The sequence below is a fragment of the Cellulomonas sp. JZ18 genome (assembly GCF_009720485.1).
In the GTDB taxonomy this organism is placed as follows: Bacteria; Actinomycetota; Actinomycetes; order Actinomycetales; family Cellulomonadaceae; genus Cellulomonas.
In genome coordinates, this window is record NZ_CP045245.1 from 860,467 (window position 1) to 877,259 (window position 16,793).

The 16,793-nt window shown below is 78.2% G+C and carries 16 protein-coding genes and 1 pseudogene; 12 read left to right on the top strand and 5 right to left on the bottom strand.

Annotation, left to right across the window (positions count from 1 at the left end):
• Positions 1-25: 25 nt before the first annotated feature.
• Entirely contained in the window at positions 26-439 is a 414-nt protein-coding gene (locus GC089_RS03965) for a hypothetical protein (RefSeq protein ID WP_155376571.1), read from the top strand.
• A 342-nt stretch (positions 440-781) separates the two neighbouring features.
• Here GC089_RS03965 and GC089_RS03970 read toward each other — a convergent pair whose 3' ends face one another.
• Positions 782-1,567, bottom strand: coding sequence for an HAD family phosphatase (locus GC089_RS03970; protein WP_155376572.1), 786 nt, complete (start codon positions 1,565-1,567; stop codon positions 782-784).
• A 216-nt stretch (positions 1,568-1,783) separates the two neighbouring features.
• Between GC089_RS03970 and GC089_RS03975 the strand changes: the two genes are divergently transcribed.
• The 7 genes and pseudogenes from GC089_RS03975 to GC089_RS19905 all read left to right on the top strand — a co-directional run.
• Positions 1,784-2,494 (top strand): pilus assembly protein FlpE, encoded by a 711-nt coding sequence (locus GC089_RS03975; RefSeq protein WP_230685048.1) that lies wholly within the window; start codon positions 1,784-1,786, stop codon positions 2,492-2,494.
• Between the two features lie 110 nt (positions 2,495-2,604).
• Positions 2,605-3,834 (top strand): TadA family conjugal transfer-associated ATPase, encoded by a 1,230-nt coding sequence (locus GC089_RS03980; RefSeq protein WP_230685190.1) that lies wholly within the window; start codon positions 2,605-2,607, stop codon positions 3,832-3,834.
• Positions 3,831-4,592, top strand: coding sequence for a type II secretion protein F (locus GC089_RS03985; protein ID WP_196250814.1), 762 nt, complete (start codon positions 3,831-3,833; stop codon positions 4,590-4,592). The genes GC089_RS03980 and GC089_RS03985 overlap by 4 nt, the downstream gene beginning before the upstream one ends.
• A 149-nt stretch (positions 4,593-4,741) precedes the next feature.
• Entirely contained in the window at positions 4,742-5,197 is a 456-nt protein-coding gene (locus GC089_RS18350) for a type II secretion system F family protein (protein ID WP_196250815.1), read from the top strand.
• Between the two features lie 154 nt (positions 5,198-5,351).
• A complete protein-coding gene (locus GC089_RS18830; protein WP_230685049.1) occupies positions 5,352-5,726 on the top strand; it encodes a DUF4244 domain-containing protein in 375 nt (124 codons plus the stop codon).
• Entirely contained in the window at positions 5,723-6,175 is a 453-nt protein-coding gene (locus GC089_RS18835; RefSeq protein WP_230685050.1) for a TadE family type IV pilus minor pilin, read from the top strand. Before GC089_RS18830 ends, GC089_RS18835 begins: the two co-directional genes overlap by 4 nt.
• Positions 6,176-6,321: 146 nt before the next feature.
• Positions 6,322-6,657 (top strand): annotated as a pseudogene (locus GC089_RS19905) (Rv3654c family TadE-like protein); the annotation flags it as partial.
• Positions 6,658-6,780: 123 nt separating this feature from the next.
• On the opposite strand, the gene GC089_RS04010 reads toward GC089_RS19905, so the two are convergent.
• Positions 6,781-9,426 (bottom strand): DEAD/DEAH box helicase, encoded by a 2,646-nt coding sequence (locus tag GC089_RS04010; RefSeq protein WP_155376574.1) that lies wholly within the window; start codon positions 9,424-9,426, stop codon positions 6,781-6,783.
• Positions 9,427-9,554: 128 nt separating this feature from the next.
• On the opposite strand from GC089_RS04010, the gene GC089_RS04015 reads away from it, so the two are divergent.
• Positions 9,555-10,337, top strand: a complete 783-nt coding sequence (locus tag GC089_RS04015; RefSeq protein WP_155376575.1) for a LamB/YcsF family protein — start codon at positions 9,555-9,557, stop codon at positions 10,335-10,337.
• Positions 10,334-12,076 carry a 5-oxoprolinase/urea amidolyase family protein gene (locus tag GC089_RS04020; protein ID WP_196250816.1) on the top strand — a complete coding sequence of 581 codons (1,743 nt, stop codon included), beginning with the start codon at positions 10,334-10,336 and terminating at the stop codon, positions 12,074-12,076. Before GC089_RS04015 ends, GC089_RS04020 begins: the two co-directional genes overlap by 4 nt.
• Positions 12,077-12,107: 31 nt before the next feature.
• On the opposite strand, the gene GC089_RS04025 is transcribed toward GC089_RS04020, so the two are convergent.
• Positions 12,108-12,473: a hypothetical protein gene (locus tag GC089_RS04025; protein WP_155376577.1), complete on the bottom strand. Its 366-nt coding sequence runs from the start codon at positions 12,471-12,473 to the stop codon at positions 12,108-12,110.
• A 241-nt stretch (positions 12,474-12,714) separates the two neighbouring features.
• Between GC089_RS04025 and GC089_RS04030 the strand changes: the two genes are divergently transcribed.
• Positions 12,715-14,556 (top strand): ribonucleoside triphosphate reductase, encoded by a 1,842-nt coding sequence (locus GC089_RS04030; protein ID WP_196250817.1) that lies wholly within the window; start codon positions 12,715-12,717, stop codon positions 14,554-14,556.
• Entirely contained in the window at positions 14,553-15,290 is a 738-nt protein-coding gene (locus tag GC089_RS04035; RefSeq protein ID WP_155376579.1) for an anaerobic ribonucleoside-triphosphate reductase activating protein, read from the top strand. The genes GC089_RS04030 and GC089_RS04035 overlap by 4 nt, the downstream gene beginning before the upstream one ends.
• A gap of 92 nt (positions 15,291-15,382) precedes the next feature.
• Here the strand turns inward: GC089_RS04035 and GC089_RS04040 are convergent, their stop codons facing one another.
• Together GC089_RS04040 and GC089_RS18840 are read right to left on the bottom strand one after the other, a co-directional pair.
• Positions 15,383-16,534 (bottom strand): hypothetical protein, encoded by a 1,152-nt coding sequence (locus GC089_RS04040; protein ID WP_155376580.1) that lies wholly within the window; start codon positions 16,532-16,534, stop codon positions 15,383-15,385.
• Positions 16,531-16,791 (bottom strand): sigma-70 family RNA polymerase sigma factor, encoded by a 261-nt coding sequence (locus GC089_RS18840; RefSeq protein WP_230685051.1) that lies wholly within the window; start codon positions 16,789-16,791, stop codon positions 16,531-16,533. The genes GC089_RS04040 and GC089_RS18840 overlap by 4 nt, the downstream gene beginning before the upstream one ends.
• Positions 16,792-16,793: the final 2 nt, after the last annotated feature.

A 16,793-nucleotide genomic window follows, 5' to 3' on the forward strand; every position in this document is an offset into this window, starting at 1 on the left:
CTCCGTCGTCCCGGGAAGGACCACCGTGACCCGTCGCCCCCGCACCCTGACCGTCGTCGCCGGGTCGCTCGTCGCCCTCGCGCTCGGGTACCACGCCCTCAACCTCTGGGCGATGCGGCCGTACCAGGTGGCGGCCTCGTTCAGCGCCCAGGAGGTCGGGACCGCGCCCGAGGCGCAGCGCCGGGCGCTCGCGGACGGCGTCGTGACGCTCGCCGAGATGGAGGCGGCGTACGAGGCGGAGCGCGCCTGCCTGCAGGACGCCGGGTACAGCCCCGGGCCCGCGGGGGCCGACGGGCCCGGCACCGGGTTCGTCGTCGAGGTCGACTACAGGGACGAGGCCGACCCGGAGGCGGCCGACCGGGAGTTCCAGCGCGTGCACCGCGAGTGCGGGGAGCAGCACAGCGCGCTCGTGGGGCGTGCGTACGCCTGGGGGCGCTGATTCGCGAGCGGCTGCGGCACGGCCCGGACACGGACGACGGCGCCCGCTCGGGGCGCCGTCGCCGACGTCACGACCGGGGTGATCAGGCGTGCTGCCACAAGAGGTGCGCTCCGGGACCAGCCCGGTCGCCCTGCCGAAAGTAGGCGTCCTGCGCGTGGGTGCCCTCGGTCGTTCTGTTGTGTCACCGGTCTACACCCGGCCGCGGGGTGCGGCAACGGGTACGGACGTCGGTGCTGGTGGCGTGCGGATGGCCGTCCGGATCGCGGGACCGCGCGTCCGAGTGGTGGCCGTAGGGGGTGAAGGGGCGCCGGTGCGTGCGGTCCCCGTGCGGGCACCCGTCGGTCAGGGGGTCGGCGTCCGGCGTCGACGCCGGAGGACGAGGAGCGCGGCCACCGCGAGGACGACGGCCGCTGCGGCGGCGGCGGTCACCCGCGCGCGACGGTGCAGGCGGCTCAGGCGCACGGTGCGGCGGAACGTCAGGACGCCCCACCCGTGCTCGACGGCGAGCCGGCGCAGCGCCCGGTCCGGGTTGACCGCGTAGGCGTGCCCGACGGCGCCGAGCATGGGCGCGTCCGTGACCGAGTCGGAGTAGGCGTAGCACGCGTCGAGGTCGTAGCCCCGGGCGTCGGCCAGCTCGCGCACGGCCGTCGCCTTGTTCTCCCCGTAGGCGTAGAACTCCACGTCGCCCGTGTACCGCCCGTCCGCGACCGCCATGCGCGTCGCGACGGCGGCGTCCGCACCCAGCATCTCGGCGATCGGCTCCACCACCTCCGCGCCCGAGGCCGAGACGACCACGACGTCGCGCCCGGCGGCGTGGTGCTCCGCGATCAGCTCGACGGCCTCGGCGTACACCGTGGGGTCGATGGACTCGTGCAGCGTCGCCCGCACGACCGACGACACCGTCGCGACGTCCCAGCCGGTGACGGTGCGCGCGAGCTGGGCGCGCAGCCGCTCGGTCGCGGCCTCGTCGGCGCTGCCCAGCAGGTACGCGAGCTGCGCGTACGCGGACGCGACGACCCGGCGGCGCGTCAGCAGCCCCTCGGCGAGGAAGCCGCGCGAGAAGGCGGTCGCCGACGACGTCGCGATGATCGTCTTGTCCAGGTCGAAGAACGCGGCGGCACGGACCACCCGCGAGAGGCTAGCGGGAGACGCCGACACGCGTCCGGGACCCGGTGCGGCCCGGTGTCCGCCCGACCACGGCCGGCGCTCGCGGCGTCCGCCCGACCACAGCCCGGCCGCCCGGGCACGGCGTCCACCGTCCTGCGCCCGGACGCCGCGCGCCCGCCACCGGGTCGCCCACCGTGGACGCCGGGCGCCGCCGGGCGCCGGGACGGAGGCGGTGGCGTGACGCAGGTGCGACGAGCGGCGGTGGTGGGCGTCGTCGGGGCGGCCGGGGGCGTGGGGGCGTCGACGTTCGCGGCGCTGCTCGCCCGGCGCACGTCCCGGACCACGTCGACCGTGCTCGTCGACCTCGTGCGCGGCGGCGGCGGTCTCGACGTCGTGCTCGGCATCGAGGAGACGCGCGGTGCGCGCTGGCCCGACCTGCGCGGCGCGGGCGGGGACGTGCGCGGCGAGGACGTCGTGGGCCTGCTGCCGCGCTGGGGGGCGTGCGCCGTGCTCTCGGCGGACCGCGAGCGGCCCGACCCGGTCGAGGCGGGCGTGCGCGTCGACGTCCTGCACGCCCTGTCCTGCACGGTCGGGGCCCTGGTGCTCGACCTGGACCGCGGCGACGTCGTCGATGGGCACGCACCCCTGCCCGCCTGCGACGCCGTCGTGGTCGTCGCCCGGGCCGACCTGCGGTGCGTCGCGGGGGTCCTCGCGCTCGCGCCCCGGCTCGCCGCCGCGGGCACGGGCTGCGGCGTGGTCGTGCTCGGGCGGCCACCGGGCGGTCTGTCCGCCGCCGACGTGGCGAGCGCGACGGGGGTGCCGGTGTGGGCGGCCGTGCGGCGGGACCGGGCCCTCGCGGCGCGCGCCGAACGCGCCGGGCCGGGCGGACGGGGGCCCGCGGTCGGCGCGGCCCGCGCGGTCGTGCGACGGCTCGGGCTGGCGGCGTGAGCAGCGACAGGGCCTCGGCGAGCGGTGCGGTCGTGCGTCGGACCGCCGCGACGCCCGCACCCGGCGACGCGCCGCCGCGCAGACCCGTCCCGCCGGCCGTCGTCGCCGCCGTGCGCGACGCGCTGCGGTCGCTGCCGGCGCGTCCCGACGACCTCACCCCCGTGGTGGACCGGGCCCTGCGCGCGCACGGCACGCTGCTCGGCCCCGTCCCCCTGGCGCAGGCGGTGCGCGCGGTGGCCGACGAGCTGGTCGGGGCCGGGCCGCTGCAGCGGTGGCTGGACGCGCCCGGTGTCACGGACGTGCTCGTCAACGGTCCCGCCGACGTCTGGGTGGAGCAGGCCGGGCGGCTGCGGCGGGTCGACCTCGACCTCGGCGGTCCCGACGACGTGCGCGCGCTCGCGGTCCGGCTCGCCGCCGCCGCCGGTCGCCGCCTCGACGACGCCGCGCCGACCGTCGACGCCCGCCTGCCCGACGGCACGCGCCTGCACGCCGTCCTGCCGCCCCTGGCCGACGGGTGCACCGTGCTGAGCCTGCGGGTCGTGCGGCCCCGCGCGCTGACGCTGCACGACCTGGTGGCGTCGGGGTCGGTGGCACCGGCGCTCGCGCCGGTGCTGGTCGCGATGGTCGGCCGGCGGGCGAACGTGCTGGTGTCGGGGCCCACCGGTGCGGGCAAGACGACCCTGCTCGCGGCACTGCTCTCGCTCGTGCCGCACGACCAGCGCATCGTGCTGGTCGAGGAGTCCGGCGAGATGGTGCCCGACCACCCGCACGTCGTCCGGCTCACCGCACGCCGCGCGAACGTCGACGGCGCCGGCGGGGTCGGCCTGGCCGACCTGGTGCGCGAGGCGCTGCGGATGCGACCCGACCGGCTCGTGCTCGGCGAGTGCCGCGGCGCGGAGGTGCGCGAGGTGCTGGCGGCGCTGAACACGGGCCACGAGGGCGGGTGCGCGACGCTACACGCGAACGCGGCCGGCGACGTGCCGGCACGGCTCGAGGCGATGGCCGCGCTCGCGGGCCTCGACCGGGCGGCCCTCGCGGCGCAGGCGGTCAGCGCGATCGACGCCGTGCTGCACGTCCGCCGGGGCCGGGACGGGGCGAGCAGGCACCTGGCGGAGGTCGGGGTCGTCGGCCGCGGCCCCGACGGCTCCCTCGCGGTCACGGCCGCGCTGCGCGTGGACGAGGACGGGGACGTGCGGAGCGGGCCCGGGTGGCCCCGGCTCGCCGCACGACTGGACCTGCACCGGCGCGGCCGGGAGGACGCAGCGCCCCCGGGCCTGGCGTCCCGGCCGGGTGCGGTCCGCGCGGGGGTGGGTGGGGTGCTCGACGGGGACCCGACATGACGGTGCTCGTGGGGGTCCTCGTGGCGCTCGCCGTGCTCGCCGCCGCGGGGCCCGGCGCCCGACGGGTGCCGGCGTCCGCGTCGACGGAGCGCCGTCCCCGCGCGGCGCGGGCGAGGGCGTGCGTGCGGGCGCGGGCAGGGGCACCGGGGGACGCTGCCGCGCCACCGACCGCAGGGGGCGCCAGGACGTCGGGCGGCACCGACCTCGACGCGCTGCTCCTCGCCGTCGCCGCCCGGGTCCGCGCCGGCGCGTCACCGGGCGAGGCGTGGCGGGCGGTGCTGGGCACCGGGGCGGGCGACCCGGGGGACGGGTGCGCTCCTTCGGCGGCGGCGCTCCTGGCCGTGTCCGCGCCCCGTGGGAAGGGGCTGGGCAGGTTGCGGTTCCGCAGGTCGCGCGACGAGGCCCGACGAGCCCGTGCGCACGCCGTGGCGGTGGGAACGCGGACCGCGACCGAGCTGGGAGCCCCGCTGGCCGAGGTGCTCGACGACCTCGCCGTCGCCGTCGCGGCGGACGCCGAGCACGAGGGGGAGGTGGCCGCGGCGTTCGCGGGGCCGCGCGCGACGTCCCGCGTCCTCGTCCTCCTGCCGGTGCTGGGCCTCGCGGTCGGTGAGGCGCTCGGCGCCCGCCCGTGGCACGTCCTGACGTCGGGCGGGGCGGGCACGGCGTGCGGCGTCCTCGGCGTGCTCCTGGTCCTGGCCGGACGGGCGTGGGTGGCGGCACTGCTCCGACGGGCCGCGGCGACCGGCGGCGGACGGTGAGCGGCCACGCGGCACTGGCGGGAGCCCTCGTCGCCGGGGCCGTGGCCCTGGGCACCGCGCCGTGGTGGTCGCTCGCGCGCGTGCGCCCGTCCGGGCACACCGCACGGCCCGGCGGCGTCGGTACCCCGCGGCGCAGGCGGCGAGCGGCCGTGCCCGAGCCGTCCGCGCCCCCTGTGCCGGCGGCGGACGCGGCGTTCCTCCTCGACCTGTGCGCGGCCGCGGTGGGAGCCGGGGCGGCGCTGCCCCGCACGCTCGCCGTCGTCGGACGGCACCTCGGGGGCCTGGACGGGGACGCGCTGGTGCGCGCCGGCACCACCCTCGAGCTGGGCGGTGCGTGGGACCTGGCGTGGGCGGGGGCGCCCCACGGCGCCACCGTCGTCGGGGACGCGCTCGCGACCGCCTGGCAGGCCGGTGCGTCCCCCGGGCCGCAGCTGCGTGCCGTCTCCGCTCGGCTGCGGCGTGAGCGGCGGGCACGGGTGCGAGCGGCGGCGGGTGCGTTGTCGGTGCGGCTGACGCTGCCGCTCGCCGCATGCTTCCTGCCGGCGTTCGTCCTGCTCGGGCTGGTGCCGGTGGTGATGGGGCTGGCGCGCGGGCTCGCCTGGTGACGGGCGGGCGCGAGCCGACCACAGCCCCGCGCCGGTGGTGCCGGGGCCACCGCCGGACCGGACCGACCGCCGCGACGCGTCCCGGCCCGACGACGCTCGACCAGCGGGCCCGTCCGGGCCCGAGCCGCGCACGCGGCCGACGGAAGGAGCAGGGATGACAGGGACGGAGTGCGCCGGGGCGACCGGCGCGACGGGGCGGACCACGCCGGTCGCCGAGCTGGATGCACCGGGGGCCGCCCGCGCAGCCGATGGCGCGGTGGCGGGCCGTGAGGGCGCGGGCGGCGACCTGGTGGCGCCCGGCGCGCACGGGGCGGGCGGTGAGCGGGTGACGCCCGGCGCCGAGAGCGCGGGCGCGGCGCCGGGCGCGCGGCTGCGGGCGCTCGCCGGCGACGCCGGCATGGCGACGGCGGAGTACGCGATCGCCACGCTGGCGGCGGTGGGTTTCGCCGGTCTGCTCGTCGTGATCCTCAAGGGCAACGAGGTGAAGGGCCTGCTGACGGGCATCGTGCGTCAGGCGCTCGGCGGATGACCCTCGGGCACCGCGGCGGTCCGGAGGGGCGGGCGCGGCCGTCCGGCGACCGCGGTGCCGTCACCGCCGAGCTGGCGATCGGGATGGTGGCCGTCGCCGTGGTGCTCGTGGCGGTCCTCGCCACGGGCGCCGCCGCGGTCGCCCAGCTGCGCTGCCTCGACGCGGCGCGCACCGCCGCTCGGGTCGCCGCCACCGGCGAGCCGGACGCTGCGGCGGTCGCGGCGGCGCGGGACGCACTCGGTGGGCGGGCGGCGGACGTCCGGGTCGCGAGGTCGGGGGGATGGGTGACGGTGCGGGTCAGCGCACCGGTCGTGGGCTGGGCGGGTCTGGGCGGGCTGCGGGCCGAGGCGTCGGCGACGTCGTGGGCGGAGCCGGGTACGGCCGGGGCGGCAGGCATGGCGTCGTCCGGCGCCCGTGCGGCCGGGGCCGCCGCGAGGGGGACGGCGTGACGGCGCGGGACGGGACGACGGGGGACCGGAGGGCGGCTCCCCGGCGCGGGAGGGGCGACGGTCGGCGCGGGAGGTGTGACGGTCGGCGCGGCAGCGCGAGGCCCGGGTCGCGGCGTCCTCCGGTGACCGCACTCCCACCGGTGACGGTGGGAGCCGCGCCCCGTGGCGGGAGGCGGGGCGGCGACCGCGGCTCCGGTTCGGTGCTGCTGCTCGCGGTCGTGGCCGCTGCCGTCGCGCTCGCCGCGGCGATCGGGACCGTCGGTGCTGCGCACGTCGCGGCCGCCCGTGCCTCCGCGGCAGCGGACCTCGCCGCCCTCGCCGGCGCGCAGCGCGCGCTCGGCGGCGGTGACGCGTGCGGAACCGCCGGCGAGGCGGCGCGGCGCAACCGGGCGGTCCTGGTGCGCTGCCTGCCCGGCCCGGGCGGGACGCTCACCGTGCACGTGCGCGCGCCGGCCGCGCTGGGCGGCGCCACCGACGTGGCCCGCGCGGGCCCCGCGTCGGCGCGGACGCAGGGCCGACGTGGCCGGAGGTGGGCCGCACGTCGAGGCGGGGGCCCTGCCCGAGCGCCACGCGCACCGGGCGGGCGCGCCGGCGTACCGGGGCGCTCAGCCCGCGGGCGTGGGGTGCGCCGGCCCGACCTCGGCGGGCCGCGGGGCGTGCGTGAGCACGGCGTCGAGGAGCCGCAGCGCGGCCGCCTTGTCGAGCGGCTCGTTGCCGTTGCCGCACTTGGGCGACTGCACGCAGGCGGGGCAGCCCGTCCCGCACGGGCACGAGGCGATCGCGTCCCGCGTCGCGCGCAGCCACGTGGCGCCGAGCTCGAAGCCCCGTTCCGCGAAGCCGGCGCCGCCGGGGTGCCCGTCGTGGACGAACACGGTGGCCGTGCCGGTGTCGGCGTGCACGACGGTCGAGAGGCCGCCGAGGTCCCAGCGGTCGCACGTCGCGAGCAGCGGCAGCAGCCCGATCGACGCGTGCTCGGCGGCGTGCAGCGCGCCCGGCGCGGTCTCGAGGGTGACCCCGGCCTGCGCGAGGACCTCGGGCGGTGCGGTCCACCAGACCGCCGCGGTGCGCAGCGTGCGCGGCGGCAGGTCCAGGTCGTGGGTGGAGAGCACCTGCAGGTCCGGCAGGCGCTTGCGCTGGTAGCCGAGCACCTGCGTCGTCACGTCCACCTGCCCGAAGCTCCACGTGAGCGGGCCCCACGCGACCTCGCGCTCGACGTCGACGATCTCGGTCGACGTCACCCAACGGGCCCACGTGCCGTGGTCGACGTCGCGGCGCGTCGCGAGCGCGACGCCGTCCTCGAGGTGCAGCTCGTCCACGACGTACGTCGCACCGAGGTGCACGTAGACCGCGCCGGGGTGGACCGTCGCGTCGGCCGACGCCGCGTCGACGGTGCCGAGCAGGCGGCCCGTGTCCAGCTCGACGACCCGCACCGGCTGCCCGCCGGCGCCGCGCAGGTCCGTCATGCGGCTCGCCGGCTCGGCGTGCGTCCAGTACCAGCCCGACGGGCGGCGACGCAGGATGCCGCGCTCGGTGAGCTCGGTGAGCAGCTCGCCGGCGCGCGGGCCGAACAGGTCCAGCTCGTCGGCGCGCAGCGGCTGCTCCGCCGCCGCGGCGCACAGGTGCGGCGCGAGCACGTACGGGTTCTGCGGGTCGAAGACCGTCGCCTCGACGGGGGCGTCGAGCGCCGCCTCCGGGTGGTGCACGAGGTAGGTGTCCAGCGGGTCCTCCCGGGCCACGAGCACCACCAGGCCCTCGGCGCCGGCCCGTCCCGCACGCCCGGCCTGCTGCCACAGGGACACCCGGGTGCCGGGCCAGCCGGCGATGAGAACCGCGTCGAGGCCCGAGATGTCCACGCCCAGCTCGAGCGCGTTCGTCGTGGCGAGCGCCCGCAGGTGACCGGACCGGATCGCCTGCTCGAGCGCCCGGCGCTCCTCCGGCAGGTAGCCCCCGCGGTAGGAGGAGACCAGCGACGGCAGGGTCGGGTCGACCTCCGCGAGGTGGGCGCGCGTCGTCGTCGCGACCGACTCGGCGCCGCGCCGCGACCGGGTGAAGGCCAGCGTGCGCGCCCCGGCGGTGACCAGGTCGGCGAGCAGCTCGGCCACCTCGGCCGTCGCCGTGCGGCGCGGGCGGTCCTGCGGCACCGCGACGAGCCGCTCGCCCGTGCCCAGAGGTCCTCCGCCGTCCGGCGGGCGCGGTCCGGCCGTCCCGGTCGCCGCCTGCTCCGGCCGGTCGACGCCCGGGCCCGTAACCGCCGGGTCCCCGCTGTCCGGACCGGCGCCCGGACCGGTCTCGCCGTCCCCGTCCCGGTCCTCCCTGGGGACGTCCGTCGCGGGCACGGTGAGGACCGTCGCCCAGGGGTCGTCCTCCGGCAGGAGCGACGCCCACGGGCCGTCGCCACCGGGCAGCTCCGGGGGCTGCCACAGGACGACGGTCTTGCGCCCGGCCGGCGAGGCGTCGGCCGTCACGGCGTGCACCTCGGCGGGGTCGACGCCGATGAGCCGGGCCGCGCTCGCGGCCGGGTCCGCCGTCGTCGCCGACGCGAGCACCACGACGGGCGACGCGCCGTACGCGGCCGCCAGCCGTCGCAGCCGGCGCAGCACCAGGCCGACGTGCGCGCCGAAGACGCCGCGGAACGCGTGGCACTCGTCCACGACCACGTACGCCAGCGACGACAGCACACGCGACCAGGTCCGGTGCTGCGGCAGGAGCGCGAAGTGCAGGAAGTCGGGATTCGTCAGGACGACGTCGGCGTGCTCGCGCACCCACCGGCGCTCGTCGCGCCCGGTGTCGCCGTCGCACGTGGCCACGCGTACGTCCCGCGTCCCCGCCGCGTCGAGCAGCCGCACGAGCCCGGCGAGCTGGTCCGCGGCCAGCGCCTTCGTCGGGCTCAGGTAGAGCACCGTCGGGCGGCGACGGGCCGACTCGATCCGGCCCGGGTCCAGCACGGCGTCGGCAGCACCGGTGCGCACGGCCGAGAGGGCGGGGAGCCAGAAGGCGAGGGACTTGCCGGAGCCGGTCGACGTCGCGAGCACCGTGTGGTGCCCGGCGCGCACCGCCTCGGCCGCCTCGACCTGGTGCTCCCACGGCCGGTCCACGCCGAGGGCGCGGTAGCCGCGCACGAGGTCGCGGTCCGCCCAGCCGGGCCAGTCCGCCCGGCGCCCCTCGCGGGGCGGCAGGTCCCGCACGTGGGTCGCCCGGTCCGCCCGCCGACCTGCGGCGAGCAGCACGTCGAGCAGCTCGCCGGGACCCACGTCCCCATCCTCCCACCCACGTGCGCCGTGCTCCGGTGGCCGCGTCCCGGGGGTGAGGGGTGCGACGGGTGCCGGCGGCGGGCGCCGGGACGAGCGCGGGCGCCGACCGGCGGGTGCAGGATCGTGGCGTGAGCGTGATCGACCTCAACGCGGACCTCGGCGAGGGCGACGGCCCGTGGCGGCTCGAGCCGCCGTGCGACGACGCCCTGCTCGACCTCGTCTCCAGCGCGAACGTGGCGACCGGGTACCACGGCGGCGACGCCGTGACGATGGCGCGCACGTGCGCGGCGGCGGTCGCCCGCGGCGTGGCGGTCGGCGCCCACCCGTCCTACGACGACCGGGAGGGCTTCGGCCGCCGCCGCCTCGACGTCCCGCCGGACGTGCTGCGCGCGCAGCTCGTGCACCAGGTCGGCGGGCTCGTCGCGGTGGCCCGGTCCGTCGGTGCCCGCGTGACGCACGTGAAGCCGCACGGCGCCCTCTACAACGCCGTGGTCCACGACGAGGAACATGCGCGCGCGGTCGTCGAGGCGGTCGCGGCCGTCGACCCCGCGCTCGTGCTGCTCGGGCTGCCGGGGTCGCAGGTGCTGCGCCTCGCGGCCGACGCCGGTCTGCCCACGGCGACCGAGGCGTTCGTCGACCGCGGGTACGCCGCGGACGGCACGCTCGTGGCGCGCGGTCTGCCGGGTGCGCTCGTCACGGACCCCGGGGAGGCGGCCGAACGCGCCGTGCGGATGGCGACCGAGGGCACGGTCGTCGCGGTCGACGGCCGCACCGTGCCCGTGCCGGCGGACTCGCTGTGCCTGCACTCGGACACCCCGGGCGCCGTGCCGATCGCCCGTGCCGTGCGTGCCGCGCTCGCGGCCGCCGGTGTCGAGGTGCGCCCGTTCGTGCCGGCGTCGGCGGCGGCGTGACCGGCAGCGCCACGGCGGGCAGCGCGACGGCGGGCGGCGCCCGCCTGCTGCCCTACGGCGACGACGCCGTGCTCGTCGAGCTCGACGAGCCCGGTGCCGTCCGGGCCGTCGACGCCGCGCTGCGAGTGGCACGTCCGCCCGACGTGGTGGACGTCGTGCCGGCCGCCCGGACGGTCCTGGTGCGCGGTACCGCGCGCACCCGGTCGCGCTGGGCGGCGCAGGTGCGCGAGAGGGTCCTCGCGGCGGTCGGGGACGCCGGTGAGGGTGGCCTCCCCGCGCCCGTCCGCACCGTCGAGGTGCCCGTCGTGTACGACGGCGAGGACCTGGCGGAGGTGGCCGCACTCACGCGGCGGTCGGTCGAGGAGGTGGTCGCCCGCCACCTCGCGGGCGGGCCCGACGGGTACCGGGTGGCGTTCGGCGGCTTCATGCCGGGCTTCGCGTACGTCGTCGGGCTGGACCCCGTCCTGCACGTGCCGCGCCACGCGTCCCCGCGCACGCGCGTGCCGGCGGGCGCGGTGGCGGTGGCGGGCGAGTACACGGCGGTCTACCCCGCGGCCACGCCCGGTGGCTGGCGGCTGCTCGGCACGACGACCGTGCGCATGTTCGACCCCGACCGCGGACGCGACGGTGCCGCCCTGCTCACGCCCGGCGACGCGGTCCGCTTCGTGCGCGCCGCCCCGTCGCCCGTCCTCGCCGCCCGTGCCGGGGCCCCCGACCCGCTCCCGGCAGCGGCCGCCGACCCGGCCCCGCCCGCGGCACCGGCGCCCGCGGCCGTCGGTGCGGGCCACCAGCCGGCCCCCGTCGCCTCGCCCGCACGGGACGAGGCGCCGCACCGCGCCCTGACCGTGCTCAGCCCGGGGCCGCTCACGCTCGTGCAGGACGCCGGCCGTGCCGGCCTGGCGGACGTCGGCGTCCCTCGCAGCGGGGCCGCCGACCCGGACGCCGCCCGCCTCGCGAACCGGCTCGTGGGCAACGCGCCGGACGCCCCGCTGCTCGAGGTGGTGCTCGGCGGGCTCGTGCTGGCCTTCGGCGCCACGACCGCGGTCGCGCTCACCGGCGCCCGCGCGCCGGCGCGGCTCGACGGCGCCCCGGTCAGGCACAGGACGGCGGTCCGGGTGCCCGCCGGCGCCACGCTCGTGCTCGACGGACCGGCGCAGGGGCTGCGCACGTGGGTCGCGGTGCGCGGCGGCGTGGACGTGCCGCCGGTGCTCGGCTCGTGCGCGCACGACCAGCTCTCGGGTCTGGGGTCCGCTCCGCTGCGCCCCGGGGACGTGCTCGCGTACGGCACCGCCTTCGACGGGCTTCCCGAGCCCGTCGACGAACCCGACGACGCGCACGGCGGCGTCGCCGCGGACGCAGCCGGGCCGGCGGGCGCACCCTCCGTCGTCGAGCTGCCGGCGGTCGACGGCCCCCGGCTCGGTCGGCTCGACGAGCCCGGGCGGTCCGCGCTGTGGCGGACCGTGTGGACGGTCACGCCCGCGAGCAACCGGGTCGCGGTGCGCCTCGACGGTCCGCCGCTCACGCGCGGCGACGCGACCGAGCTCGCCTCCGAGGGGGTGGTCGCCGGTGCGGTGCAGGTGCCCCACGACGGACGTCCCGTGCTGTTCGGCCCGGACCACCCGGTGACGGGCGGTTACCCGGTCGTCGCCGTGCTGACCCGCGAGGGACGCGCCCGTGCCGCCCAGGTGCGGCCGGGCGACCACGTCCGGCTCGTGCGAGTGCCGTCACCGGCGGTCTGAGCGCCACGCGTCGCCCGCGGCAGCGCCGGCCTCACGTCGTCCGCCTCGGCGTCGGCCCCGCGTCCTCGGCGTCAGCCCCGCCCGGCGTCACCCGCGGCCGCGTCCCCCCGCCGGTGGGGGCGGGTGCGAGCGCGCGCTCCTCGTCGTCCTCGGCCGGTGCCAGCGCGCGCACGACGAACGCCCCGACCACGAGCCCCGCGCCGACGAGCCGCGCGATCTGCGGCACCCAGGTGAGCGCGGCCGAGACCGCGTAGTGCGACCACGCCTCGGCGGGCGACTGCGCGTTGCCGAGCATCTCCTGCATCAGGAGGGACAGGGCGACCTCGACGACGAGCGACGCGACCAGGAGGACCACGCCGGCGACGACCAGCGTGCGGGGGGACAGGCGTGGTGGCACGGCGACTCCCTCGGTCCGGACCGACTCCGCCGTCGGCTGCCGCAGAGCCTACGCGCCGGGCCCCTCCCGGGGGCCGGATCGCGGCGCCTGCCCCGCGCGTGGGGGACGAACGTCCCGGAGGAGAGGGGCGGACGACCCGGGAACCTGGCACATGTGGGCACCGCCCGCGCGTCGCGCCACCACATGTTGTGGTGGTGACGCTCGACTGGTGCTCCCGTCCCCGACGTCCCGAGGAGCTGCCATGCCCCGCCCCGACCAGCCCGCCCACGCCCACGCCCACCCCGTCGTGGAGGTGGGCTCGTCCGTCGACGAGTACCTCGACCGCAGCGACTGGCGCGTCAACGCGAACGCGAACCAGGGCTACTCGCTGGGCGGTCTCATCCTCAACACCGCGGGCAAGGTGATCGCGAACTACTGGCTCAGCCACGTCTACCCGCGAGAGGTCGGCCACGCGCACCGCGAGGGTGACCTGCACGTCCACGACCTCGACATGCTGTCCGGCTACTGCGCCGGCTGGTCGCTGCGCCGGCTGCTGGAGGAGGGGCTCAACGGCGTGCCCGGCAAGGTCGACGCGCGTCCGCCGAGGCACTTCAGCGCCGCGATCGGGCAGATGGTCAACTTCCTCGGCACGATGCAGAACGAGTGGGCGGGCGCGCAGGCGTTCAGCGGCTTCGACACCTACCTCGCGCCGTACGTGCGGCTCGACGGCCTCACGTACCGCGAGGTCCGCCAGGGTGTGCAGGAGCTGGTCCACAACCTCAACGTGCCGTCGCGGTGGGGCACGCAGACGCCGTTCACGAACCTCACGTTCGACTGGGTCTGCCCGGACGACCTGAAGGACCAGGTGCCGGTCGTGGCGGGGGAGCCGTGCGACTTCACGTACGGCGACCTGCAGCCCGAGATGGACGTGCTCAACCGCGCGTACATGGAGGTGATGACGGAGGGCGACGCGTCGGGCCGTGTCTTCACGTTCCCCATCCCCACGTACAACGTCACGCCGGACTTCGACTGGGACTCACCCAACGCGGACCTGCTGTTCACCATGACCGCCAAGTACGGGCTCCCGTACTTCCAGAACTTCGTCAACTCCGAGATGAAGCCGGGCGACGTCCGCTCGATGTGCTGCCGCCTGCAGCTGGACCTGCGCGAGCTGCTCAAGCGCGGCAACGGGCTGTTCGGGTCGGGCGAGCAGACCGGCTCCGTCGGCGTCGTCACCGTCAACTGCGCGCGCCTCGGCTTCCGGTTCGCGGGCGACGAGGACGGCCTCCACGCCGAGCTCGACCGGCTGCTCGACCTCGCGCGCACGTCGCTGGAGCTCAAGCGCTCGACGATCCAGCGCCTCATCGACGAGGGGCTCTTCCCGTACACCCGCCGCTACCTGGGCACGCTCGACAGCCACTTCTCGACGATCGGCGTCAACGGCGTCAACGAGATGGTCCGCAACTTCACGCGGGACGCGTACGACATCACCGACCCCCGCGGGCACGCGATGGCGCTGCGCCTGCTCGACCGCGTGCGCGCGCGGATGGTCGAGTTCCAGGAGGAGACCGGCCACCTGTACAACCTGGAGGCGACACCGGCCGAGGGCACGACGTACCGGTTCGCCAAGGAGGACCGCGCGCGGTTCCCCGGGATCCTGCAGGCCGGCACGGACGACCACCCGTACTACACGAACTCCTCGCAGCTGCCGGTGGGCTTCACCGACGACCCGTTCGAGGCGCTCGAGCGCCAGGACGAGCTGCAGACGCGGTACACGGGCGGCACGGTGCTGCACCTGTACATGGCGGAGCGGCTGTCGAGCCCGCAGGCGTGCAAGGAGCTGGTCCGCCGCGCGCTCACCACGTTCCGCCTGCCCTACCTGACCGTGACCCCGACGTTCTCGATCTGCCCCCGCCACGGGTACCTCGCGGGGGAGCACCCGCAGTGCCCGACGTGCGCCGAGGACGACGTCGTCACGGTCTGCGAGGTGTGGACGCGCGTCATGGGCTACCACCGCCCCGTGAGCTCGTTCAACGTGGGCAAGCAGGGCGAGCACGCCGAGCGCGTGCCGTTCCGCGAGCCGGCCCCCGCGGGGGCACGGTGACCACGGTCCACCCGCTGCCGAGCCGTCCGCCCGTCGCGGGCGCCCCCGGGCCGCAGGCCGACACGCTCGCGATCGCCGGCCTCACGCGCCTGTCGACGGTCGACTGGCCGGGCCGGCTCGTCGCGACGGTCTTCCTGCAGGGCTGCCCGTGGCGGTGCACGTACTGCCACAACAGCACGATCCTCGACCCGCGCACGCCGGGCACGGTCCCGTGGCAGGACGTGCGCGACCTGCTGACGCGCCGCCGGGGCCTGCTCGACGGGGTCGTGCTGTCCGGCGGGGAGCCGACGCGTCAGGTCGGGGTCGTGGCGGCGGCCCGCGAGGTGCGCGAGGCGGGGTTCGGCGTCGGGCTGCACACGTCGGGCGCGTACCCCGCGCGCCTGCCGCTGCTGCTGCCGTACGTCGACTGGGTGGGCTTCGACGTCAAGGCGCCGGCCCGCCTGTACCGGGCGGTCACGCGCACGGGCGGGGGCACCACGAGCGCCGACCTGGCGTTCGCGTCCCTGCGGGCGGTGCTGGACAGCGGGGTCGACGTGCAGGTGCGCACGACCGTCGACCCGACCGTCCTCACGGCCGACGACGTCGCCGAGCTCACCGCCGTCCTCGCGGACCTCGGGGTGCGCGACCACGTGCTGCAGCAGGTGCGGCCCGACGGGACGACGCAGGAGTACCGGGACGCGCTCGCCGCCGCCCGCGGGTCCTCCGCGGCCCTCGCGGGCGCGGCCCCCGGCTGACGACGGCCTCGGGCACCGACGGGCGCCACCGACCCGCGCCGACGACCCGAGGGGCGGGTGCGCCCCCGCACCCGCCCCTCGCGGCTCGGCCGTCAGCGCTCGTCGCGCAGGACCTGCCGCTCGTACGACCCGTCCTCGAGCTCCACGGTGAACGGCTCGGGCTCCCAGTCGCCCGTGCGCACCACGTACACGAGCGACGGCTCGCCCGTCGACCGCTGCGCCTCGAGCACCTGCACCCGCCAGCCGGCCCGCTCGTCCCAGAACCACGTACCCCTGTCGTCGGGCACGTGGTAGCCGGGCCCGGCCGCCTCGTACAGCAGGTCCTCGGCCTCCCGGACGAGGTCGTCCTCGGGGGCGTCGACGTGCAGCACCCAGTGGTCCGGCGCGGGGTGGCGCACCGAGAGCAGCCGACCCTCGACGAGCGGCACGGACGCGGGGAAGTCCTCGGGGAGCCCGGCGAGCGGCGCGCGCGGCGGAGCCACCTCGAGGGTGCCGACCCAGCGGGCGGCGTCGGCCTCGGCGGTGGGCGACGCCCGGTCCAGCAGGACGACGTCGTACTCCCCGGCGGGCAGGCGGCCGTCGGGGTCGTCGCAGGGCCGCAGGTCGACGCCGAGACGGTGGAGCACGAGCGTCTCGTCCTCCCCGACGTCCTCCGGGCGCGGCCCGGTGCGGTCGTCGCCGCTGTCCGGCTCGTACCACGGCGACACCGTCACCTGGAGCTCGTCCGGCGTCGAGACGGCGACGACGACGCCGTCGTCCGCGACCACCGGCGTCAGGGGTGCCGTGTCGGTGCCGGACACGACCAGCTCCGCGCCCGGGACCTCCTGCGGCAGCGCACGCCACGCCGCGAGCGTCGCGGTCGACCCGCCCCACGACCCGAGGCGGTCGGTGGGGCGCAGGTCCGACTCCAGGGCCTCCTGCGGGGCCACCGCGAGGGACTCGAGCCGCGCGTCCGGCGCCGGCAGGTCCGCGACGGACGAGCCGCACGTGCCCGGCACCGCGTCGGGCCGCGCCGCGACGACCGGCGACGACGCGAGCCCCGGCGCCACCAGCGCCACCGCCCCCGCCGCGCTCGCGGCCACCGCGCCGCCCGCTCCCGCGCGCACCGCCCGCCGCCGCCGCACGCGCGCGGCGATCCGGTGCACCGTGACGGCCGCGGTCGGGTCGCTCGGCCGCGCGAGCGTCGAGGCCCGGCCGGCCGCGTCGGCGATGTCGGTCAGGGCCAGGTCCAGCCGTGTGCTCATCGTGACCTCCGAGGGGTGGCGAGCGTGGTGACGAGGGTGTCGTCGGGGTGGTCGGCGGAGGCGTCGGCACCGCCGCGGCCGACGACGGGACCGAGGCGGGCCTCGAGGGCGCGCGTGCCGTCGGACAGGTACCGCTTCACCGCGCCGACGGACAGGGAGAGCGTCTCGGCGACCTGCGCGACGGTGAGGTCGTCGAAGTGCCGCAGCACCATGCACGCCCGCACGCGCGGCGGCAGCGTGGCGAGGGCCTGCTGCACGG

Excerpts from the sequence above, each read along its gene's own strand:
- GC089_RS18835 (WP_230685050.1), top strand. The coding sequence starts at position 5,723 with ATGACCCTCGGGCACCGCGGCGGTCCGGAGGGGCGGGCGCGGCCGTCC.
- GC089_RS03985 (WP_196250814.1), top strand. The coding sequence starts at position 3,831 with ATGACGGTGCTCGTGGGGGTCCTCGTGGCGCTCGCCGTGCTCGCCGCC.
- GC089_RS18830 (WP_230685049.1), top strand. The coding sequence starts at position 5,352 with ATGACAGGGACGGAGTGCGCCGGGGCGACCGGCGCGACGGGGCGGACC.
- GC089_RS04040 (WP_155376580.1), bottom strand. The coding sequence starts at position 16,534 with ATGAGCACACGGCTGGACCTGGCCCTGACCGACATCGCCGACGCGGCC.
- GC089_RS04030 (WP_196250817.1), top strand. The coding sequence starts at position 12,715 with ATGCCCCGCCCCGACCAGCCCGCCCACGCCCACGCCCACCCCGTCGTG.